At 54.8% G+C, this 22086-nt stretch carries 16 protein-coding genes; 12 read left to right on the top strand and 4 right to left on the bottom strand.

Features of this window, described 5'->3' with window-relative positions:
• Positions 1-32: 32 nt before the first annotated feature.
• Entirely contained in the window at positions 33-590 is a 558-nt protein-coding gene (locus J3U88_RS21305; protein ID WP_207861001.1) for a hypothetical protein, read from the bottom strand.
• Positions 591-1279: 689 nt separating this feature from the next.
• Between J3U88_RS21305 and J3U88_RS21310 the strand changes: the two genes are divergently transcribed.
• Entirely contained in the window at positions 1280-2818 is a 1539-nt protein-coding gene (locus J3U88_RS21310; RefSeq protein ID WP_207861002.1) for a 4-hydroxyphenylacetate 3-hydroxylase N-terminal domain-containing protein, read from the top strand.
• 423 nt (positions 2819-3241) lie between these two features.
• A complete protein-coding gene (locus J3U88_RS21315) occupies positions 3242-3988 on the top strand; it encodes a hypothetical protein (RefSeq protein ID WP_207861003.1) in 747 nt (248 codons plus the stop codon).
• 620 nt (positions 3989-4608) lie between these two features.
• Here J3U88_RS21315 and ggt read toward each other — a convergent pair.
• The gene (gene ggt, locus J3U88_RS21320; RefSeq protein WP_207861004.1) at positions 4609-6294 is read right to left on the bottom strand and encodes a gamma-glutamyltransferase; all 1686 of its coding nucleotides are present in this window, start codon (positions 6292-6294) and stop codon (positions 4609-4611) included.
• 314 nt (positions 6295-6608) lie between these two features.
• On the opposite strand from ggt, the gene J3U88_RS21325 reads away from it, so the two are divergent.
• From J3U88_RS21325 to J3U88_RS21365, 9 genes are all read left to right on the top strand, one after another.
• Positions 6609-7520 carry a hypothetical protein gene (locus J3U88_RS21325; RefSeq protein WP_207861005.1) on the top strand — a complete coding sequence of 304 codons (912 nt, stop codon included), beginning with the start codon at positions 6609-6611 and terminating at the stop codon, positions 7518-7520.
• Between the two features lie 85 nt (positions 7521-7605).
• Positions 7606-8340, top strand: a complete 735-nt coding sequence (locus tag J3U88_RS21330) for a glycoside hydrolase family 25 protein (protein WP_207861006.1) — start codon at positions 7606-7608, stop codon at positions 8338-8340.
• A 295-nt stretch (positions 8341-8635) separates the two neighbouring features.
• Entirely contained in the window at positions 8636-9244 is a 609-nt protein-coding gene (locus tag J3U88_RS21335) for an RNA polymerase sigma factor (RefSeq protein WP_207861007.1), read from the top strand.
• Positions 9241-10269, top strand: coding sequence for a FecR family protein (locus J3U88_RS21340; protein WP_207861008.1), 1029 nt, complete (start codon positions 9241-9243; stop codon positions 10267-10269). Before J3U88_RS21335 ends, J3U88_RS21340 begins: the two co-directional genes overlap by 4 nt.
• A gap of 38 nt (positions 10270-10307) precedes the next feature.
• Positions 10308-12971, top strand: a complete 2664-nt coding sequence (locus J3U88_RS21345; protein WP_207861009.1) for a TonB-dependent receptor — start codon at positions 10308-10310, stop codon at positions 12969-12971.
• Positions 12972-13539: 568 nt separating this feature from the next.
• The gene (locus tag J3U88_RS21350) at positions 13540-14133 is read left to right on the top strand and encodes a class I SAM-dependent methyltransferase (RefSeq protein ID WP_207861010.1); all 594 of its coding nucleotides are present in this window, start codon (positions 13540-13542) and stop codon (positions 14131-14133) included.
• Positions 14134-14331: 198 nt separating this feature from the next.
• Positions 14332-15096, top strand: a complete 765-nt coding sequence (gntA, locus tag J3U88_RS21355) for a guanitoxin biosynthesis heme-dependent pre-guanitoxin N-hydroxylase GntA (RefSeq protein ID WP_207861011.1) — start codon at positions 14332-14334, stop codon at positions 15094-15096.
• Positions 15097-15797: 701 nt separating this feature from the next.
• Entirely contained in the window at positions 15798-16982 is a 1185-nt protein-coding gene (locus tag J3U88_RS21360; RefSeq protein WP_207861012.1) for an elongation factor Tu, read from the top strand.
• 742 nt (positions 16983-17724) lie between these two features.
• On the top strand, positions 17725-18588 hold the full coding sequence (locus tag J3U88_RS21365; RefSeq protein WP_207861013.1) for a hypothetical protein: 864 nt from the start codon (positions 17725-17727) through the stop codon (positions 18586-18588).
• Positions 18589-18755: 167 nt separating this feature from the next.
• On the opposite strand, the gene J3U88_RS21370 is transcribed toward J3U88_RS21365, so the two are convergent.
• Positions 18756-19265: a hypothetical protein gene (locus J3U88_RS21370; protein ID WP_207861014.1), complete on the bottom strand. Its 510-nt coding sequence runs from the start codon at positions 19263-19265 to the stop codon at positions 18756-18758.
• A gap of 7 nt (positions 19266-19272) precedes the next feature.
• Entirely contained in the window at positions 19273-19833 is a 561-nt protein-coding gene (locus J3U88_RS21375; protein WP_207861015.1) for a hypothetical protein, read from the bottom strand.
• Between the two features lie 687 nt (positions 19834-20520).
• Here J3U88_RS21375 and J3U88_RS21380 point away from each other — a divergent pair.
• Positions 20521-21999, top strand: coding sequence for an amidase (locus J3U88_RS21380; RefSeq protein WP_207861016.1), 1479 nt, complete (start codon positions 20521-20523; stop codon positions 21997-21999).
• Positions 22000-22086 lie beyond the last annotated feature (87 nt).

Here is a 22086-nt window from a genome sequence, read left to right on the forward strand (position 1 = left end):
CAAGCGAGCTTTCTTCTAATTATCAGGCGAGATTAATCGTCGAACAAGCGCATTTGATCGAGGCCTTCGACCATTTTTTGGTATTTGCGATTTCGCGGGGTCATGCGGGACGAACCAGCCGGGGGACGCTGAGGTTGTAGGTGCGGCGGCAAACCCATGGCCTGACCGTCCATGAAGCGCTGGTTGGCGGCGGCAATAAATGCCTGCTCGCGTCGGGCGCGCTCGGCCTCAACCATTTCTTGAAAATCGGCGGGTAATTCAGCCTTGGGGAAACTGCGCAGGAGTTCATCCCAAACGGGGTAAAAAGGGCGGGTGGCGTCGATCAACCCGAAACCTGCCTGCTTGCGTTGTTGCATGTGCTGCAGCGCGCCGTTCAGGAAGTAATTGACAACGGTTGAATGGGTTGGCGCGGTCGCCAAGGTTTGCACCTGCCAAGGGTCGCTGAGCCGAGAGACGGCGTCTTCAAGCACAAAATGCTCTTCACCGCGAATGACCCGTAACCCGTAACGCAGCTCGCAACGATCAAAAATATGTTTTTCCGGCCGGTAATGCGCCAGACGAACTTTGCCAATCGGTTCGGTTAATAACATAACGTCATCTCCTTCAATGCACGACACGGAACATTGATCATAACGGTTTCCACGGGCGAAGCTAAATAGTTTCCGGTTAAAATGCGTCATTTTTTTACATAAGGTGACGCTGAAAGGGGCATCGTTGCACCATTTCTCGAAATGCCCCGCGTTTTCGCCGGCGAAAACCGATAGTATCAGGGGATTCCGCAAGCGCCGAGCGCACCAAGGTTGCAACCTTTCTGAGGCTAAAACCTAAGAAGCGCGATAACTCACGGTGATTTTAGCTAAATCTCTGGGCTGCAACGGCCTGTGAAAATGCTCACCGCACCCAGTGGGTGCGCTTCCGCTTTTCCCAAGCCATTTCGCTCCAGATCTTTAGCCAGAATCCCTCGCTCTCATCGCGCCTCTTAGGTAGAACCCCACGATTCAATCAGCAAAAAATCCCGGCGTTGTCCCAGTGGAACCACCACGAGGACACCCAGTTACAAGGCCTGCTCGAAGTGGCGCAAATATTAAAAAAGCATTGAAAGCCGCGAGCGCGCTTGTAAGAATCGCCCCTGTTGCGTCGATGGCCCTTTTGACCCGGCCGGGAACCACGGACACACGCCCATTTTCATTGGCACGCCGAAACCACCCGGCAACCGCACCCCACCAAGCACCCTGTTAAAACATCGACGCCCCGTGAGATTCATGGAAACGAGGAATTTATGATTTTGCCATTCACCGGAGCCGAATACCTGGACAGCCTCAACGACGATCGTGAGGTTTGGCTTTACGGTGAGCGTATCACCCGCGTGAGCGACCACCCGGCCTTCGCCCTGTCCGCGCGCATGATCGCCCGCATGTACGATTCACTGCACGACCCAGCCCAGCAGGAAACGCTGACCGTGCCGCTGGAAAACGGCGGTTTCACCCACCGTTTCTTTTGCCCGGCAAAAAGTGCCGCGGATTTGACAGCGATCCAAGGCGCCATGAGGGCCTGGTCACGCATGTCCTACGGCTGGATGGGCCGCTCGCTGGAATACAAAGGCAGCCTGCTCTCGACGCTCGGGGTGAATGCTGAATTTTACGGCCGCTTTGCCGACAACGCCCGCCGCTGGTACCGCCGCGGCCAAGAACGCATGCTGTATTTCAACCATGCGATTGTGAATCCCCCGGTCGACCGCCACCTCAAGGCAGACGAAACCGAGGACGTCTTCCTCAGCCTCGATCGCGAAACAGACGGCGGCATCATCGTCAGCGGCGCCAAGGCGGTGGCCACGGGTTCCGCGCTAACCCACGTCAACTTTGTGGGACAAACCAGCCCGGTCACCAATCCCGATATGGCACTCAGCTTTATGGTCCCCATGGATCGTGAGGGTGTGAAACTCATTTGTCGTCCTGCTTACCCGGTGGCGGCGATGCATACCGGCAGCCCCTTTGACTATCCCCTCTCCAGCCGGTTCGACGAAAACGACGCGGTTCTGGTGCTGGACAAGGTCTTCATTCCTTGGGAAGACGTGTTTATTTTCCGCGACACAACCAAAGCCAAAGAGTACATGGGCAAGTCCGGCTTTGTGCCCAACACCTGTTTTCAGGCCTGCACCCGTCTTAGCGTCAAAATGGATTTCCTGATCGGGATTCTGGTCAAAGGACTCAAAACCACGGGCAGCATCGAATTTCGCGGGGTCCGCGCCCAAGTGGGTGAGCTCATCGCCTGGCGCAATACCTTGGGCGCCTTGTGCGACGCGATGGCCCTCAACCCGGATCCCTGGGTCGGCGACACGGTTTTGCCCAACAGCCGTTACGCCCAATCCTACCGCGTCATCTCCACGGAAGCCTACGGGCGCTACCGCGAGGTGGCACGGCAAACCCTGGCCAGTGGGTTGATTTACATGAACTCCTCGGCGGCGGATTTTCATCAAGAAGCCTTGCGTCCTTACCTTGACCGGTACTATCGCGGCTCCGAGGGCGATGCCGAAGCCCGCATGAAAATCATGAAGCTGATTTGGGACGCGACGGGTTCCGAATTCGGTGGTCGCCACGAACTCTACGAGCACAACTACCTGGGTAGCCACGAGTTCGTCCGTCTAGAAGCCTTTTTCTCGAGCATGAACAACGGATACTTATCCGAATGCGAAGCTTTGGCGGACGAATGCATGGCGTCCTACAACCTCGACGGCTGGTGTGACAAGGATTTGGCTGAAGCCGACCGTCTGGCACGCGCGGTTCGCGATGCCGGGGTCTCCACCCATCGCGGCAATTAGGGGAAGGCTGTTTGGGTGAAGAATACGCGGCCGGTATGCCTTGGTTTGCGGTTTCTTCCACGGATGCCTGGATCGACGCAGGATGGGCGGTTTTCCTTTTTCCCACCCATGCACCAAGGCCCGTGTGTCGTTTCACACCAAAAAGTGACATAGATTTCACCAAAAATCAGCTTTCATCACACAGATCCTCTTTACACAAATCAATTGAAAAAAGATTTTAAAGATTGCGCTATTTTAGGGCTCCTTTGGCCGGTTTCGGCCTAATCTGCCCTATGCCCGTACAACGGCCTGAAATTGTTTTTCAGGTCGGGCCGTTCCCGAGGACGGCCGCGAACGGGCCCGTGGACGAATGGAAGAGCGGTTCCGAGTTGGGTCTTCGTTCAGCCGTATTTCGTTTTGTTCCACAAGGAGTCACCATTGAACATGACCTTCTCTATCAACCGCGCGACCCGTTTCGTGTTTTTGCTCGGCTTTTTTGCACCTTCCTTCGTTTGCTCTGCCCAAGATCTCTTCTTTGATGCGCCCACTACCGGCAAAAACAACGACACGCGCTGGATCAGCCACATCACCCGCGAGGGTGGCGGCTTCGAAACAAGTGTGTACATGGCCAATCCCACCGCAACCGACACCTCGGTTACCATCCGCGGTTACCTTGCCAACGGTACCCTGATCGGTACCCACACGCTGGAAGTCTCCGCGATGGCGGATCGCCTGATTCCCCTGGTTCTGTTCTTTGAGGACCAACAACCAAGCCACCTGGCGGTCATCGGCGAAACAGCCGCGATTGTCACGGCCCGTTACCGCTTGGCGGATGCCGACGGTCTGTCCGCACACGTTTCCGACACGGCCGCGGTCGGTACCCGTTTCAGCCTGCGCATGGGTGAGCCCGACCAGGTGTTTGACGGGGTGGTGGTTGTCAACACCAGCGACAGCCCGGTCACCATTCAGGCAACCTTGGTCAGCGACGAAGGTTTGACGGAAACGCTGGTGCGCGAGCTGGCGCCAAACGGTAAAGCGGTCGCCGACCTGTCGAACCGTTTTGCCGATGCCGAAAACAGCAGTGTTCTGATCGAAGCCGACGGCCAGGTCCTGGTTACCGCCCTGCGCGGCAGCCGGCCGGGAAGCGATGTGGCCGTTTTGTTCGCCAACCCGGTCACGGTGGTTGAATAAATTCGCGGTTCTCATCGGCGACAAACACCGACAAAACGCGATTCAAGACAACCAAATCCGCCGTGCAACCTGACAACACCAGGTCCTCACGGGATTTGAGCGACGCGAATCGCCGACTTCAAAAAAGACGGATTCATCCTGAATCCGTCTTTTTTTTATCTTTTTTGAAATAAATAAAGTCAATATGTCGTTATCCGCATGAGACAGCGCACAAGATTCGACACTCCTCCGATTCTTGCCGGAACGGGATTAGGCCCCCATTCCCAAGGCACCGTTTCAAAACAAATACCTTCGCGAAGGTAAATGAACGATCCCTTTGTATTGGTTCAACTGTGGGCCCACATTCCTCACGAGGATTCGTCGCGAGAAGCTGAAAGCCTTGTGAGTACGAAGATTACGCCCGAGAGCAAACGGAGCGGGGCCGACCCTTCGGCGTCGCAGCGCTACGTCGCGTATTGCTCGACTGAGTAATGCGGAGGGCCGCCCCCTCGTAATCGCATGGCTTGCCCCGTAGCAGAATTCCTTGTGAGGAATGTGGGTTAGATGCAAAAACCGTTGCGCCATAAAGAAAGGCCCGGAATGGTGGTACCAAACCGGGCCTTGTTTTTTTGGCGCCTGTTTTAGAAACCGGCGGCGCCGCCGTCGTTACGGGGATCGGCCATGCCTTGGAACACACCGTCAACCACACGGATGGTGTTGGCGTCGCCCAGTTTCCAACGGGCTTTGACCAAATCCTTATGACCCATACCCTCGAGCAGCTTATGGGTGTCGGGCGAGAAACACCAAGGCTCGAAAATAATCCGATCCGGCTTCCACTGATGGTGAAAACGCGGTAAACCCACGGCATCATTCACCTTCATCTCGTGATCAATGGTGTTGACAATCACCTGAAAAACGGTGGTGATAATGGTGGAGCCGCCTGGCGAACCGGTCACCAAAACCACCTCGTCGTCTTGGGTCACAATGGTTGGTGACATCGAACTCAACATGCGTTTTTTGGGTTGGATCTCGTTGGCGACACGGCCCAGCAACCCGTAGGTATTGGGTGTGTCCGCTTTGACGGAAAAGTCGTCCATTTCATTGTTGAGCAGGAAACCGGCGCCTTCGACAACGATTCGGTTTCCGTAACCCCAGTTCAAAGTGGTGGTGACCGCTACCGCATTACCCTTGGCGTCAATCACGGAATAATGGGTGGTTTCGCGGCTTTCTTTGACCACTTTTCCGGCACCAATGGCTTCGCTGTCACTCGCCTTGTCGACTTGGTAGTCGGCCATGCGTTGGATCGCGTAGGCTTTGTCGGTCAACTTCGCGAGGGGAACCTTTACGAAATCGGTGTCACCCAGGTACTCGGCGCGGTCGGCATAAGCGCGGCGCTCGGCTTCAATCATTAAATGAACAGCAGCGGCGGATCCGAAACCCATGGCGCGAATATCGTGAGGCTCCAGCATGTTGAGCATTTGCACCAACAATACTCCGCCGGAAGAAGGCGGCGGCATGGACCAGATTTGGTAACCGCGGTAATCGCCTTTGATGGGATCGCGCCAGACCGAACGGTACTCAGCCAAATCCCGCGCGGAGATCAATCCGTTGCCGCGTTTCATTTCGGCCACGATCAGATCGGCGGTTTTGCCTTTGTAAAAACCGTCGCGTCCTTTTTCGGCAATCAATTTGAGGGTTTTGGCCAAATCGGTTTGCTTGAAGCGATCACCGGCCACAAAAGGTTCACCGCCTTTGCTGAACTGCGCCATGGAGGCGGGGTAGTCTTTCATGAAACGCAATTGGCGTTTGAATTGACGGGCCAAATCGGGACTGAGCTCAAAACCTTCCTCGGCAAGTTTGACAGCCGGGGCAATCACCTTGGCCAACGGCAGGGTCCCATGTTTTTCAAGTGCTTCAATCAGGCCGTCGACGCTGCCGGGAACCCCGGAGGCCTTGCGCGATTTGGTCGATTGACCTTTGATGGGATCACCCTTCTCGTCGAGGTACATGTCGCGACTGGCGGCGGCCGGGGCGGTTTCGCGGAAATCCAAGGTTTTCACGCTGCCGTCGGCCAGACGCATCACCATAAAACCACCCCCGCCCAGGTTACCGGCGGAAGGATAGGTAACAGCCAAAGCAAAACCGGTGGCCACCGCGGCGTCCACGGCGTTGCCGCCTTGGCGCATGATTTCGGCACCCACTTGGGAAGCAATCATCGAGCGCGAGGCGACCATCCCGTTTTCGCCCAACACGGGTTCGGGGTTGGCCGCAAAATTCGCGGGGACAAACAAACACAACACGATTAAAATCAACATCAATCGTTTCAAGCTACGACTCCTTGGGCTGGGGCCGCCACCACAAAAAACCGTTGCCGACGCATCGTGTGCGCCGAGGTGGGGCCCTTTGGTTCGGATGCCTAGCTTAGCACAGCGAACCACGGCAAAGGTTTCGCGAACCAACTGGATCATTTTGGTAACAAGGACGTTGCGGATGTCATTCCAACCCAAGAACAGCCAAGCGGCCGGCCCGTTCTGAGAAGCGCTCGCGCTTGTTTGAACGGGACGCATCTTCCCACTTCAGGCTCTAACCTAAGCAGCGCGAAAACTCGCGGTGTTCTTAGGTCTAATTCGAAGGACAGTTCATGAAAGAGTATTTCGTCAACGCCGGCCACGCGCTCCTCCACCTCTTTGAAGATTTGCGCGCCTTTCTCATCAACCCACCACCCAGCGCGGAAATAAAAGCGTTTGTGCGACGGACCTGGGCCGCGGTTTTGATCGCACTAACCTGGGACGGCCTCTTGGATTTTGCCCTGCCGGTCCTCCTCCCCCACCTTGACGAAATCACGTGGCTCAGAATTCTGGCGCCGGGTTTGGTGCCGATGTTGGCAGGCGGCCAGGCGATCTTTGGTTACTGGGCGACCTACGATACCCATCGAACCCGCGGGCGGGGTCACCAAATCGACAAGGCCCATGTTTTCATCCCTTTGCTATTCAGCGCTTTTGTTCTGGGCCTGTTGCTGGCGCTAAAAGATTTGTTGTTCATCCATTCCTATTTCGCGACAGGCTTTACCCCCCTCCGAGGACTGTTGTTTCCGTTTGCCCTCCTTCAATTTGCCCTTTTTCACGCGGCCTATTCCGTTGCGGTTTGGTATGCCTGGACCTTTTTCAAAAATACCAGCAAGATCTTTTTCCTCATTCAGGTCCACGTTACGCTTCAAATCACCATTTGGGTAACCCTATTTATCGGGTCGTTTTTCAAACACTTACCCTTGATTTCAAAGACCAGAGGTACAGGGTTGGAGGTCAGTGTGCAAAGCATGGGCTTGCTGCGTTTCGACCGCCTGGTCCCAGAGACCTTGTCCAATTCGTTTTTAGAAATCTGCATTTATTTGATCGTACTCGGCCTGCTTTCAGCCCACGTGGAAAAGAAGATGAACCAACAGCCCGATGGACCGAACCAAACGCCGCCCTCCGCCTCGCAAGGGGGACCGCCGCCGCTACCCAAACCACCACCGCCGCCACCGCCGCCAATTCCCAAGCTCCCCGGGGCATGAACCTTTTTTGGCGCCGAAGGCGACGGATTGGCTAAAATGGGGCAACACAACCCCTCTAACAAAATTCGTCGACAAAGGTGGATTCATGTCATCGCGTCAGCTCTTGTTTGTTCCGCTCGGTTTGTTGTGCTTGTTTGGCGTTCACTGTAACCAAGGTTCGCAATCACCAACCCCGACCCAGTCCGAAACCCCAACCCAAACGGCGGGGGCAACGGCCTGCCGCGGCATTGATGTGTCTCATTACAGTGGCGCGGTTGACTGGACCAAAGTCAAAAGTGACGGGTATGCCTTTGCCTTTACCAAGGCGACCGAGGGTGTGGACTGGATCGATCCCGAACTCGGCACCAACTTGCCCGGTATCAAGGCGGCAGGCCTGGTGCGTGGGGCGTACCATTTTTATGTCGTTGGTGACGATCCCCATCAGCAAGCACAAAATTTCATCAAAAATACGCCGCTCGTTAAAGGCGATTTGGTACCGGTGGTCGACATCGAAACAGCCAATCAGAACATTTCGGAACCCCTGCTGGCCGAGGACTTGCGCACGTTTCTCGATGTGCTCGAAACCCATTTCGGCGGGGTTCCCGCAATCTATACCGGTCCTTCATTTTGGAACCAACACTTGAGCGATGAAGACTTTACGCGTTATCCGTTGTGGCTGGCGCAGTACGAGGTGAGCAAACCGCAACCTCCCGGCAAGTGGACGTCCTATTGGTTGTGGCAATCGGCCGAGAACCAAACCGTGGCCGGGGTAACCAACAACGCGGACCTGAACCAATGTGGCGAGGATTCGCAAGCCTTCTTTTCAAAAACCTTGCAATAGCAAAACAGAACAGCCTCCTAAAACAAAAATGCACAGCCATTTAGACAAAGGAACAACGAGTCTGCCAAACACCGGATCAATTTTTTGTAAAAACAGGGAAACTTTTTTCACTTTTTTTCGAAGGATTGATTCCCCCGCCCGACACTCATCTGTATAAGCTAAGCGTGAATCGTTTCCACGCGGCTATGGACCTGATCGTTCAGGTTCATGCATTGCATTCATTCGTGCTCCCAAACAAGGTCTACCATCCATCCCACACTGCTCAAGCTTGTGCGCAAGGCTTGTGGAGGCTTCATTGTTCAAACGTGTGACCGGTGAGCAAGCACTCATCAAACGCATGCTAAAAGGTGACCAACAGGCATTCACCAGTTTCTTTGACGAATACTTTCCCCGTTTGTACCGATTCGCCTTGGTACGTTTGAAAAACGACGCCAGGGCGGCCGAAGATGTGGCGCAAGCCACGCTTTGTACCGCCATGGATCGCTTGGACACCTTCCGAGGTGAGGCGGCGATTTTCACCTGGATGTGTACCATTTGCCGCTACGAAATTAGCGCGTGGTATCGCAAGAACCAGCGTTACCAAGAGTCGCCGTCCCTGGCCGAGGATCAGGACGATTTGCGCGCCGTGCTCGAATCGCTGACCAGTCTGGACGCGGATCAAACGGAGATCATGGAACGCAAGGAAGTGGTTCGCTTGGTCCACGTCACCCTTGATCACTTGAAGCCAAACCACCGCAAGGTGTTGATGTTGAAGTACATCCAGGATTGGCCGGTTCAGGATATCGCGAACGAACTCGATCTCAAACTCAAGGCCACCGAATCCCTGCTCACCCGAGCCCGTCAAGCGTTTCGAGACGGATTCCAAACGCTTGTAACCCAACTCAACACCGGAGGACTGACATGAATCAATCTGATTCCAAAGACATGGACGCGCTTGGCCAATTGCTGCGGACGGCAGGCGCGCCCAAGGAACCCGACGAGGTTCAGACCGCCCGTGTTCGAGCTTCGGTTCAAGCGCATTGGCAAAACCGTGTCGCCCAACAGCAGCGGCGCACGCGTTTGCGCTACGGCCTCGGCGGCCTCAGCGCGGTTGCGGCGGTTGCGGCGGTTTACTTTTTGGCGGTGGTTACCCCGTGGCAAGCGCCGGTGGTGGTGCCGGCCGAGGGCGGCGCGATGGTCACCCGGCTCGAAGGCAAGGTATTTCTGCAATTGGGCACCACACCCACCAGCCACGTCCTATCGGTTGGCGACGAAATTCCGCCGGGCGCCACCATTGTTTCCGGCGCGGGTGAACGCCTGGCCGCCAAACTCAGCAACGGTATGTCGTTGCGCTTGGATCAAGCCTCACGTCTGGTTTACCAAGACCCTCGCAATTTGAAGCTGGAACAAGGCGCGGTGTATTTCTCCTCCGCCACCGGTGGTACCACCACCGGAGAATCCATTACCGTTCATACCAGCCTGGGTGATGTGCGTGACATTGGCACCCAATTCGAGGTTCGCCTCGACGGCGAGGGATTAAGCGTTCGTGTGCGAGAAGGTGAGATCGAGTTAAGTCATGGTTCGGGAAAAGCTTTTGCAAATGCTAGAACCGAACTTCGCCTCGGTGCCTCAGGTGTGGTAAAACGCATAATGAATCTTGATGCCCACGACGCTTCGTGGGACTGGGTCAGCGGGATCGCCCCGATTCCAACGTTTGAAGGCAAAAATCTGGGGTTCTTTATTGATTGGTACGCCCGTGAACGCGGCTTCGATATGGTGTTCGAAGACACGGCCGTCGCCGCCAACCACCGACTCACCGAAATAAACGGCGACTTTGCCGGCTTCTCACCCGACACGCTTCTCGAAGTGGTTCTACCTGCATGCGGCCTTGAGCACGAACGCCAAGGCGGCAAAATCCTGATCAAGGAAGCATCTGGAGCACACCTGTAATGGCCCATGGCTTGACTGCCCTCATTCGACCAATCTTTTTGTCGCTTATCCTCATCCTCCCCAACACCCTTCCCGCCCTCGCCGCCAAAGACCGCGTTAAGGTCAAAAAGTGGAAAGGCACCAAGCTGGGAAAGGTTTTGAAACAACTGCGTGAGTACGACCTCAACATTGTTTACTCCAGTGCCCTGGTGAAACGCCGTATGAAGGTACGCGCCCAACCGCAAAGCGCGGTTGGTCCACTGGAAAGCATGACCGATCAGCAACGACGCGCCTTTTTGGACGAGGTTCTCGCCCAGCACGGTTTGGCCGTGCGCGACGGCCCCTCGAAAACCTTAATTGTCATCAAGAAAAACGACCGTGCCGCTTTGGATTTTACGCCGCAATCCAACGGCACGGTTTTACATCGTGACACGGGTCGACCCGTCGCGGGCGTGCGCATCATCGCCGACCAGGATCAACGCCGCGCCGTCACCAGTAACAAACGCGGCGGCTTTGTTTTGCCCTGGCGCGCCGAACCGCCGAAAACCTTAACCCTCGAAAAAGAGGGTTTTTTGCCGTTACAGTACCGACTCACCGTGCAGGACCGCTTCAAACATTTCAATATTGAATTGGCGCCGATTCCCGTCATGCTCGAACAACTGGTGGTCACCCCAAGCACCTATACCCTGCTTAGCGAAGGTCCCGAAAGTCAGGTCGTTTTCACCAAAGCGGAAATCGATTTGTTGCCGAGGCTTTCCGACGACCTGTACCGCGCCATCGGCCGTCTCCCCGGCATCGCCGGCGGGGATTTTTCATCAAAATTCTCCATTCGCGGCGGCGAGGAAAACGAGGTGATGGTGCTCCTGGACGGTATCGAAATCTACGATCCCTTCCACCTCAAAGACCTGCAAAACATTTTTAGCGTGTTTGACTCAGAAGCAATTGACGAGGTCACCTTTCTGGCGGGCGGTTATCCCGCCGATTACGGCAATGCGCTCAGCGGCGTGATCGACCTCAAAACCAAACAGCCACAAGATCCATGGCAAACCGAGATCGGCCTGAGTTTCCTCAACTCACACGTACGCAGTTCGGATCGATTCGCGGAAGGTCGCGGTCGCTGGCTGGTTTCCTTCCGCAACGGCTACCTCGACCTAGCCCGCGCGCTCGACAAAATTGCCGACTTCAACTTCAGCCTGACCGACGAGGGCCCCAACCAAGAGCTCGAAACAGGTGAACGCTTTAAGTTCCGCGATATTTTAGCCAAAGTTGCGTTTGCCCCCAACGCGAAATGGGACTTCTCACTCAACGTCCTGTCCATTGACGACTTGGTACGTTACGACGAGGAAAACGGCCTGTTCGGTACCAACTTGCTGGGCAACATTACCGACGCCAATTTCCAATCCAACGACCATTACGTATGGTTCCGTGCCGAACACCAACTGAACGAAAAAGTCGAACTCTCGAGCCTGGCGGCCTATTCCGAGGCCAACCGCGAACGCGCCGGCTTTCAGGAACGTACCAACCGCATGGGCCGACTCGAATCCCAATTCCGTTTGGACGACGCCCGCGAAACCAAATTCTTCGAGGTCCAGCAACGCCTGGCGTGGCAGCAAAGCGACCGAAGACACTGGCGCTTCGGCCTGGTGTTTCGCACCCAATCAACCGAATATTTCTACGTCTCGGAAGGATTTAACAACGAATCGCTGGTAGCCCACCAAAATGAACCGATTGACTTGAACCGCGCCCTGTTCCTGAAACCCTCCGGTGAACAAGCCTACGCCTTCGCGGCCATGCGCACCGAGCTAAGCGAAAAATGGCAGGCCGATGTGGGCCTCCGCTACGATTGGCAATCCTATATCGAAGACGACGCCCATCAGATCAGCCCACGCCTTAATTTGAGTTACCGACCTAATGACCACACCAGCTTTCGCTTCGCCTGGGGTTTGTTCCAGCAAGCGCCGCGTACCCCGGAGTTGGCCATCGGTGACGGCCAAACGGAATTCGGGCCGGTGCAAAAGGCACAGCACTGGGTAGCGGCCGTCGAACAAAAATGGCGGTACGGTTGGTTGATGCGCGGCGAGGTCTACTACAAGCTGGTGGACGATCCCCGTTGGCGTTACGAAAACCGCTACACCCCGGTGGCCCTGTTCCCCGAATCGGAGGACGACCGCCTGCTGGTGGACCCGGAATCGGCCAAGGCCTACGGCGCCGAGCTGTTTATTAAATCCAACCCGGCCTATCCGGTGTCAACCTGGTTTTCCTACAGCTACGGAAGCAGCCGCGAAAAAATCGATGATGTTTGGTATGCGCGCAACCGCGACCAACGTCACGCGGCCCAGCTTGGGCTCAATTTCGCATTTTCGCCGCGCTGGCACCTCAACTTGGCCGGCTCCTACCACACGGGCTGGCCGATCACACCGCTGTACGTGCTGCCGCGCACCAACGACGACGGCTCCCTCGACCTGGTCCCCTTCTTCGGCGAACGCAACAGCGAACGCATGCGGGACTTTTCGCGCGTTGATCTGCGCTTGAGCCACACCATTCCGCGACGTCGCGGGAGTTGGAACTTCTTCATTGAGGTCAACAATATCCTGGGCGCGGACAACCTATGCTGTATCGACCATGAGTTCTTCTACTCGGAAGAGACCGGGTTCAATCTGTACATCACCGAGGACTACTGGTTGCCTCTGATCCCATCGTTCGGGGTTACCCGACGTTTCTAACGCATCAAACAAAGGGAAAGGCGCCGTTTCAACCTAGCCCGCACTTCTCACAAGGAATTCTGCTACGAAGCCGAAAGCCATGCGATTACGAGGGGGCGGCCTTCCGTGTTACTCGGTCGAGCCGCCTTCGCCTCAGCTGCTACGCCGAATGGTCAGACCCCTGTGCCGTCTCTCGGTCGTAATCTTGGTACTCAGAAGGCTTTCTGCTTCTCGCGACGAATCCTTGTGAGAAGTGCGGGCTAGGCAGCGGCGCCTTTTTAATTTTCAGTCGGGAAAAAGTATTTCAGAAAAAACGAAGGATCTCGCGCCAGGGAGACACCTACCACTATCGGTTGCTAAAACCTAAGAAGCGCTGACGCGGTGATTTTAGCTAAACCTCTGGGCTGCAACGGCCTGTAAAAATGCTTAGGGCCACCGGGTGTGCGTCGTGCGCGACCCCGGCCCGCTTTTTCCAAGCCATTTCGCTCTAGATTTTTAGCCAAAATCCCTCGCTTCAGCGCCTCTTAGGTAAAAACCGATGATTGTTCTCAGCCAAGGGCCTTAGCCCGCGGCGGGTGAGGTGAATCTTATGATAGCGACATCCTTTGGTTCGGTACAAAACCGCATAACCGATCATCTGCTGACCCCAATCCGCCATCATTTGACCGCGATGATTGAACCGGGTACCACCGTCCTGGAAGCGGGTTGCCGCTCCGGTGATTTGTTGTTTCGCGCCGCGCCCAAGATTCACCGCGGTCTCGGTTTGGACCTCAATCCCGCCATGATCCGCGAGGCCCACCGACGCCGCGCCTCATGCGCCTTGCGCCATGTGGATTTTGTGCATCAGGATCCGGCCGAGATGCGCGCCCACCTCACGCCCCGCTTTGATTTCGCGGCGGTAACCCTGTGCCTGCACAGCATGGCCTACGATCAGGCAGTGGAATCGCTGCAGCGCATGTTTCAAGTTGCGGATCGCCTGGTGGTCGCGGAATTGGACCAACCACAAACCCGCCGCGCAACCTGGCGCATGGAAATCGACGAATGGACCGCGGGCCACTACAGCCAATTTCGCACCTTTCGCCGCAAAGGCTGGTTTCCGGCCATGGTAGAAACAGCCGGTTTGCACATTCTGAGAAGCCACAAAACCGAGGTCGACGGCATTCGTATCTTTGAAATTGTCTAAACCAAACCAGCTTCTGGTTTGCGAACCATGCGCGACTTGACAGCGATCATGCCGACCATGTAAGTTCAATGCAGACGTAAAAACGACCACACCGGACAAAACACACAACCCTATTCTACCTAAACAGATAGCTGTTTCGTGAGGCCCAACGGTGTGGTGGTTCCAGCCGTCAGATGATCAGGGCAAGGTGGGCACATCATGGACATCACACGTTGTATCGAGGGCCTCTGCTACGGCGTTCCCGACGCCAAGGGCCAATTGGTCAACCAGCTTACCGGCGAACCCATTGAGGAAGTCGCCCAATTCGTCCATTCTCAGTTCCGGCACATGGTGCTCTCACCCCAGTTTTCCTGTGTTGGTGCCAAATCCGCGGTTAAAAGCAACATGTACCGCTTCACCCTATATAAAGAAATGGGCACGCCCGAAACCACCGCTGATTTGGCACGAGACCTCGCGCTGTTCGTCAAAGACCAGGAGAGTTTGGGTTCCATCAACACCTTTATCGCCTGTTTTGACAAACCCTACCCCACCAGCGAACAGCATTTTGAGGACATGATGTGGCATCAGTTGCAGCATTTGCACGATGAAGATTTGATTCCGTGGGATCAATGCGTGAGCCAGGATCCCAACGATCCTCATTTCTCCTACAGTTTCTTCGGACGCGCCTTTTTTGTGGTGGGCATGCACCCGGCCGCGTCCCGTTACGCGCGCCGCTTCGCTTATCCTTGCTTGGTGTTTAACGCCCACCACATGTTCCAACACCTGCGCGATGCCGGTAAATTCGACAGCTTCCAAAAAGCGATCCGCCGCAAAGAGTTCAGTCTCCAAAAAGGATTGAACCCAAACCTCACCGATTTCGGCGACGCCTCGGACGCCCGCCAATACAGCGGCGTTCACCACCCGGGCGATTGGCAACCCCCGTTTCAAGCCAAAGACAAAGACAAAGAAGAAACGCCTGAATAACGTCCATGGCGCGATGCGGCAACCTCGCCCGCCCTTCGTCACGCCCACCGTTCGGAAAAGTGGTTTGAGCCCGTTAATGAAAACGTGTTGTGTCTGCAAAGTACCTATCTATTATGATCGGTTGTACCCGACGCCAAAACATTTTTCTTTTTTCCCACTTGACTTTGCCATTTTATTTGATTACTTTATGAGTGTCTTAGATTTTTTATGGGGTTACGCCATGCGTTTTTCAACTTTTTCTTCAGCATCACTGTTTGGTTCATTCGGCTTCTCGTCGGATGATGCATGGCGTCAAGCTGATCAGCCCCCGCTGATGATCGCCTAAAACGCGACCGACCAAATTACCGAAAGAGGGGGGCACATCGCCCCCCTTTTTTATTTCCTGCCATTGCTGTACCTCCGCTTAATCCTTTCTTTTATTGAAGTTAGGATCAGGATGCGGGTGACAAACTGTGCCTATTGGTTGGGTTAAACCGCAAGCAACAGAGCCCGCTCTCAACATCAGCGTTTCTCGTTTCGCCGCGGATCTGTACCCCATGAGCGGTTCGCCTTTTGCTTGGATCGGCATCACCCGCCGCCAGACAAATACCGAACCCTTCAACAAAATACCGACCCTTGTTGCCGGCGGCCTTCGGCTGCTCCAGACACAAGCGTTAGTATGTTTCTAAGTTCTTCTTTAATTATTTAAACAGGAGTGTCCCATGAAAATGCACGTCAACGTGGGCACTATTGGTCACGTGGACCATGGAAAAACCACGCTGACCACCGTGCTCACCCAATTGCAAGCCCAGACATACGGCGGTAAAGCGCTGCAGTTCGATCAGATTGATCGCGCCAAGGAAGAGCGCGAGCGCGGCATTACCATCAACGCCTCGCACGTCAGCTACGAATCCGCGACCCGCTGTTACGCCCACATCGATTGCCCCGGCCACGCCGACTACGTCAAAAACATGATTACCGGCGCCTCGCAAATGGACGGCGGCATTCTGTTGGTCGACGCCACCGAGGGTCCTGCCAAGCAAACGGTAGAGCACATCATTTTGGCCAAGCAAGTGGGTGTCGCCCACATGGTGGTGTTCGTCAACAAGATGGACTGCATCAACGCGGACGAACTTGAAGAAACGGCCGAATTGATCGAGCTGGTGGTTGGCGAGCAATTGGCCGCCCATGATTACCACGACGTGCCTTTTGTCTTCGGCAGCGCCTTGCAGGCGTTGCTGGCGATTCAACGCGGCGAATGGGACGCCCCGGAAACGGAAGCGATCAAATCCTTGGTGGAAACCTTGGATCGCGCGATTCCCGATCCGGTTCGTGATTACGAGGGTCCCTTCATGATGCCGATTGAGGACGTGATGACTATTGGCGGTCGCGGCACGGTGGTGACCGGGCGCATTGAGCGCGGTCGCGTTCGGGTCGGCGACGAGGTGGCCTTGGTCGGTTTAGGCGACGGTGAGCGCACCTTGGTGGTCACCGGTGCCCAGAGTTTCCACCAAGACGTTGCGGTGGCGGAAGCGGGTATGAACGTCGGCTTGCTGCTTCGCGGTCTCAAGCGTGAAGAAGTCTGTCGCGGCCAGGTGTTGACCGCACCGGGCGTGCTGCAACCGCGCACCACCGCCAAGGCGCACATTTACGTTCTGAGCAAGGAGGAAGGTGGTCGCCACACGCCCTTCGGCAGTGGTTACCAGCCCCAGTTTTTCTTCGGTACCACCGACGTCACCGGTGTGATTGATGTTGGTGATCCAGGTGTGTTCGTGAGTCCGGGAGATCAGCAAGACATCAGCTTCACGTTGATGAAACCCGTTGGGTTAGAGCCTGGTATCCGATTCGCGATCCGCGAAGGAAGTAAAACAGTAGGGGCCGGTATGGTCACCGAGGTACTCGCGTGAACCAGCTGGACCGGTCGCGGTTTGGACTTAGCAGGTTCGAGGTCCGCGGCCGGTTTCCCCGCGAATCCACGAAAACGTCAGAACAACATTATTGGGAGCGGCATCTACCCCGCTCTCCCCTTTTGAGGCGTGCGTCGAAACCACGCCCACAACCGGGCATGGGTTTGGTCGCCCATGCCCGTTTCCATTCCGCAACTTTATTTTTCCGTAACGTTCAAGTTAACCAACACGAATGACAAAGGCGAACAATTATGTAAACCGAACAAAGCCAACACATGATCTAAAATACTTGAACTGAAAATAATTCCACGCGTACAATAAATAACCTGTGTCGTTCGGCTAACGGAGACACTTAAACCTTTCAAGCGCAATATGCCGCGGTTTTTTCAGCTAAACCTCCGGGTTGAAACCTAAGAGGCGCTGAAGCGAAAGGGTTTGGCTAAAGATCTGGAGCGAAACGGCTTGGGAAAAGCGGGCCGGGGTCGCGCACGACGTGCACCCACTGGGTGCAGTGAGCATTTTCACTAGCCGTTGGAACCCAGACGTTTAGCCATAACCACCGCGAGTTATCGCGGTTCTTAGGTGAAATTGCCTGTAAGACTTTTTACCGCACCTGCCGGGGCTGATCGCACGCGGCCCCGACTTGCTTTATACCTAGGCTGTACAACCCATTCCGCGCCAAATCCTCGCGCCTATCGCGCCTTTTAGGTTCAACTTTGTTTCATTTTATGTACGAGGTCCTATGTTTCGCTTCATCCTTCCGGCCCTGCTGACGGTAGCGGCCACACTCCCCCTACATGCCCGATTTTTGCAAGTCGATCCAAAACGTCAATATGTTTCGTCTTATACCTACACTGCCAACAAACCCACCACCGCCGTCGACCCGGACGGCAAGGAAGATGTCGTGGTCTCCGGCGGAGAGCACAATAAAGACCGTTATAAATATAATTTTATTGAAACAGCGATCAAACAAATCAACGAATTCAAAAAAGAGAAAAGCGGCGAACCCATCACATGGCTTGTAATGGATGCCGGCTACAGTCTTTACGGCAAAGCCGCTATCAAAAACACGGCCAAAGGTTTGGACGTCAAACTCGTCTTCTTAAGTTCAGCCAAAGAACTGAGTAACTACCTTAATTCAAAAAACGTGGACAACAAAGACCTAAGCCCGAGCAGGTTGGCCGATCCCGTCACCAACCTTGTGTTTATGGGCCATGGTTATGTAGGTAGTTTTGAAGGCGCCCACGGACAAAAAAACAAAGGTAACTTCAGCTGGGGCTTCCCCGAGATTCGCCAACTATCGCCCGGCGCTTTTTCTGAAACGGGCGAATGTCAGTTCTACTCATGCAAATCAGCAGCGACGAACGCGACTTTTGATACATCGATGTCAGAGAAGCTTTCTCAACAAATCCCCGGCCTCAGTGTTTGGGGATTCACCGGCTATACCAGCTACAGCTACGGCACGGTTAATAAAGACGAACAAATGATTCACAAAATTTTCCGTCTTAACGGCTTTAACACCCTGGGTAGTCGAAACCTGCCCGGCCCATGGAATGATAAATCGGCAAACGTGAACTTTCGCGTCTCCCCCCCAAACCAACCATAACTCGACCCAAAACCGCCACACCTGGAAAGACAAGCACCTGAAACCAAGTTGACTTCAGGTTACCGGGTGTGGTGGGCGTGCCGCGACATGGACCCCAAAAGCGCTTGATCACAAAGCTCCGGTAATCAGTTTGTTAGGTCTAAACCGAATGGTATCAGAATCCGAACCTAATACTCGGGTGGTGCGTCTAGAAAAAAACCGATATCCGCTGAACCTCGATTAAGCGGCATAAAAACAACCCGCAGGTTATATTCATTCGCACTAAAATGATAATATCGCTTCCGTTGAAAATATGAACGATAGGTTCGGCCATTTTTTGGAAACAAAACCTCAAGACGCAGCGTCGTTGCATCACCATGGGGAATACCCATCACAAAACGCTCTTGAAAAGGTCCATGATAAAGCGTTTCCTCACCGGCGGTAAAAATTAGTTCAGTTCGGTTATCAAAAGCGTAGGGGTTGTTATCAAACTGAACATGAATCACACCACATTCCCGACCGGTGATCATCTCCCGGGAGCGCCGCACCATTTCGGATGATTCAAGTGTAATCGGCGTCCCATAAGGATCGGGAACAACAACTTCCTCAAAGCGATCGTACATTATGGAAACCAAATACCAAACACAAAGAAACAGAGCCGTGCCGGCAACAAGGTACTCTCCAAAGTAGTATTTCATGCAAGCCTCACGTCAAGGTTTGATCTGTTTGATAGTAAAAACCAATTCGATTGCCGGCGGAGCTCCAAGGCATGAAGGTAATATTTAAAGTCTGATGATCCATTCGAAAGGGACGCGCTGGAAGGTTGGTAAATTCGTAGATCAAGCAGGCACCATCCGTGTGAAAAATCAGGGCCAGGGTCAACGGGGTTCCATCAATTCCCGGCGGCACCAAAAGGTCCATATAGTCGGCATAACGACCATAATAGAGAACGTGTTCTTCAGCCCGGATCATCAGGGATGTTGTTTGTGGATCAACGTGGTACACATTGTTTTGAATGCGGCAGGAAATCGTTCGCGCGCCTGATTCTTCAGAAGAAAAAGTCAGATTCGTCTGAATCTCGGTTTGGAACATCTCCAATGTCATCTCTCGCTGGTAGTCGGCAACAAGGGAAACCATCTCCCGAGGCGGTGGATAAATAGAGAGAAACAGGGCCAGGCCCAACACGAATAGGATCACGGCAAAATATAAATCAAAACGAGACCGCCGATTAAAGAAATAACCCAAGACACGTCTTTTTTCGGTCATGAAGGCGTGTTCTCCTATGCGCTGATCTGAAACAGTGTACAGACACCATAACATAAGTCGTATGGCGCGAATGAACCGTCTCATATCCCATGTCGCGGTCATAAAAAAAGCCCCGGACCTTCAGGTATCCGGGGCAATTCCAAGTCGTGCCATGAGCGCGAATGGAAACTTTGGTGATGGTGGTGGAGCGGGTTAGCGGTGATGAGAAAAAAAGTTCATGCTTTACTCACTTCTTCTGAGGGCGCGGACGCGGCTTCTTTGGCGAAGGACTCGAACACTGTGCCGCCCTTGGTTGTTGTTAAAGTTAGTCAGCGAGTAAGGAAAAAATGGGGAGACAATGTGAAATTCGACCTCTCCCCCGTGACAAGGAACACATCCGGGACCCACGCCCTACGAAAACACCCGCTACAAGCCGATTTTACGAAGCATGATTGGGTGCATTTCCGACCCAACCTTTTCAATTTTCGGAGATTCAATGGGAATCGGAACCAGAAAACGCAGGTTGTCTCCACATTTCGCGCTTCGTTGCCACAAACAAGGGTTCGGTTCTTAATGATCAAGCTGAAAACCGCGGCCCGCTTCTCCGCTGCTCACGGGACAAACCGAAAAAGCATTCCAGATAATGCGCCGACTCGGCTAGAATCAAGCTAACGCAACCATTTGCCGCTATTTACACAGGAGCTCCCTTTGAAGGAATACGATGCTTATGACGGTATCGGCCTGGCCGGGCTGGTACGAAACGGTGAAGTTAGCCCGCAAGAACTGCTCGAAGCGGCGGTGGAACGCATCGAACAACACAACCCAGCCCTTAACGCGGTGGTCCACACCATGTTCGATCAGGCCCGCGCCGCGCTTGCCGAATTACCGCGCGGCCCCTTCCACGGGGTCCCCTTTCTCCTCAAGGATTTGGAAGTCGCGGTAGCGGGCGAGCCGCTGAGCATGGGCAGCCGCGCGCTCGACGGTTTCCGACCTCCAGCCGACAATGAGGTGGCGCGCCGACTGCGCGCCACCGGCCTCAACTTTCTCGGTAAAACCAATTGCCCCGAGTTCGGCCTGATGGGTATTACCGAGCCGGAACGCTGGGGACCTTGTCGCAACCCGTTTAACCCGAACCACACACCGGGCGGCTCAAGCGGCGGCTCGGCGGCGGCGGTCGCGGCGGGCATGGTCCCGATGGCCTCCGGCGGTGACGGCGGCGGCTCCCTGCGCATCCCCGCTTCCTGTTGCGGTTTGCTCGGGCTCAAGCCGAGCCGCGGCCGAGTTCCGGTTGGTCCCAATCACGGCGAAATTTGGGAGGGCGCGGTGGTCGGCCATGTTCTGACCCGCACGGTCCGCGATTGCGCGGCCATGCTCGATATCCTGGAAGGCCCGGATTGCGGGGCGCCGTTTGACATCGCACGACCGGTCCGCCCTTACAGCGAGGAAATCCAAACCTCGTTAGAACCGCAAAAAATCGCCTTCAGTACCCAATCACCCCTGGGCGGCCCGGTCGATCCGATCTGCGTCGAGGCGGTCACACGCACGGCCCGTTTTCTGGAAGACCAGGGCCACATCGTTGAAGAAGCGGCACCCGACCACGACGGCGCTTATTTGGCCGAGTCATATATTATTATGTACCAGGGTCAAATCGACGCCACCATCCGCTATTTGGAACATTTATTGGAACGACGCATCAAACCAGCGGACGTCGAAGTCGGCACCTGGGCGCTGCGTTTGCTGGGCCGTAAGCTCAGCGCGGGGGAATATGCCTTCCGTCGCGCAACCTGGAACCGCTCGGCGCGAAGCCTGGGTAACCTCATGCAAAATTACGATTTATGGCTTACCCCGACCCTTGCCGCGCCGCCCATGAAAATCGGCGAGCTGGCGATGTCGCCGGGCGAAAAACGTTTGTTGGGCCTCATCAATCGCCTTAACCTGACGGGGCTGTTAAAAAAACGTATTCGCGAAGAAAGCCTCAAAAACTTGCATAAAATGCCCTTCACGCAACTGGCCAACATGACGGGTGTGCCGGCTGTCTCGCTACCACTCCACCATCACGGTGACTTACCGATCGGCGTGCAGTTCACCGCGCGCTTCGGCGATGAGGCCAGGCTGTTGCGTTTGGCGGCCATGTTCGAACAAAGCGAACTGTGGATGCCGATCAACGCCTTGCCCAAGGCCGATTAAAAAAGGTTCGTTCATAGCCACGCGGCAATTAATTTTTACTTTTTGAGACGGATTCCCATAGAAATTGCGCTATCTAAGGTAGGGGTT

The sequence above is a fragment of the Acanthopleuribacter pedis genome (genome assembly GCF_017377855.1).
Lineage (GTDB): Bacteria > Acidobacteriota > Holophagae > Acanthopleuribacterales > Acanthopleuribacteraceae > Acanthopleuribacter > Acanthopleuribacter pedis.

Excerpts from the sequence above, each read along its gene's own strand:
- J3U88_RS21350 (WP_207861010.1), top strand. The coding sequence starts at position 13,540 with ATGATAGCGACATCCTTTGGTTCGGTACAAAACCGCATAACCGATCAT.
- J3U88_RS21340 (WP_207861008.1), top strand. The coding sequence starts at position 9,241 with ATGAATCAATCTGATTCCAAAGACATGGACGCGCTTGGCCAATTGCTG.
- J3U88_RS21305 (WP_207861001.1), bottom strand. The coding sequence starts at position 590 with ATGTTATTAACCGAACCGATTGGCAAAGTTCGTCTGGCGCATTACCGG.
- gntA (WP_207861011.1), top strand. The coding sequence starts at position 14,332 with ATGGACATCACACGTTGTATCGAGGGCCTCTGCTACGGCGTTCCCGAC.
- J3U88_RS21365 (WP_207861013.1), top strand. The coding sequence starts at position 17,725 with ATGTTTCGCTTCATCCTTCCGGCCCTGCTGACGGTAGCGGCCACACTC.
- J3U88_RS21315 (WP_207861003.1), top strand. The coding sequence starts at position 3,242 with ATGACCTTCTCTATCAACCGCGCGACCCGTTTCGTGTTTTTGCTCGGC.
- J3U88_RS21370 (WP_207861014.1), bottom strand. The coding sequence starts at position 19,265 with ATGAAATACTACTTTGGAGAGTACCTTGTTGCCGGCACGGCTCTGTTT.
- J3U88_RS21330 (WP_207861006.1), top strand. The coding sequence starts at position 7,606 with ATGTCATCGCGTCAGCTCTTGTTTGTTCCGCTCGGTTTGTTGTGCTTG.
- J3U88_RS21375 (WP_207861015.1), bottom strand. The coding sequence starts at position 19,833 with ATGACCGAAAAAAGACGTGTCTTGGGTTATTTCTTTAATCGGCGGTCT.
- J3U88_RS21310 (WP_207861002.1), top strand. The coding sequence starts at position 1,280 with ATGATTTTGCCATTCACCGGAGCCGAATACCTGGACAGCCTCAACGAC.
- J3U88_RS21360 (WP_207861012.1), top strand. The coding sequence starts at position 15,798 with ATGAAAATGCACGTCAACGTGGGCACTATTGGTCACGTGGACCATGGA.
- J3U88_RS21325 (WP_207861005.1), top strand. The coding sequence starts at position 6,609 with ATGAAAGAGTATTTCGTCAACGCCGGCCACGCGCTCCTCCACCTCTTT.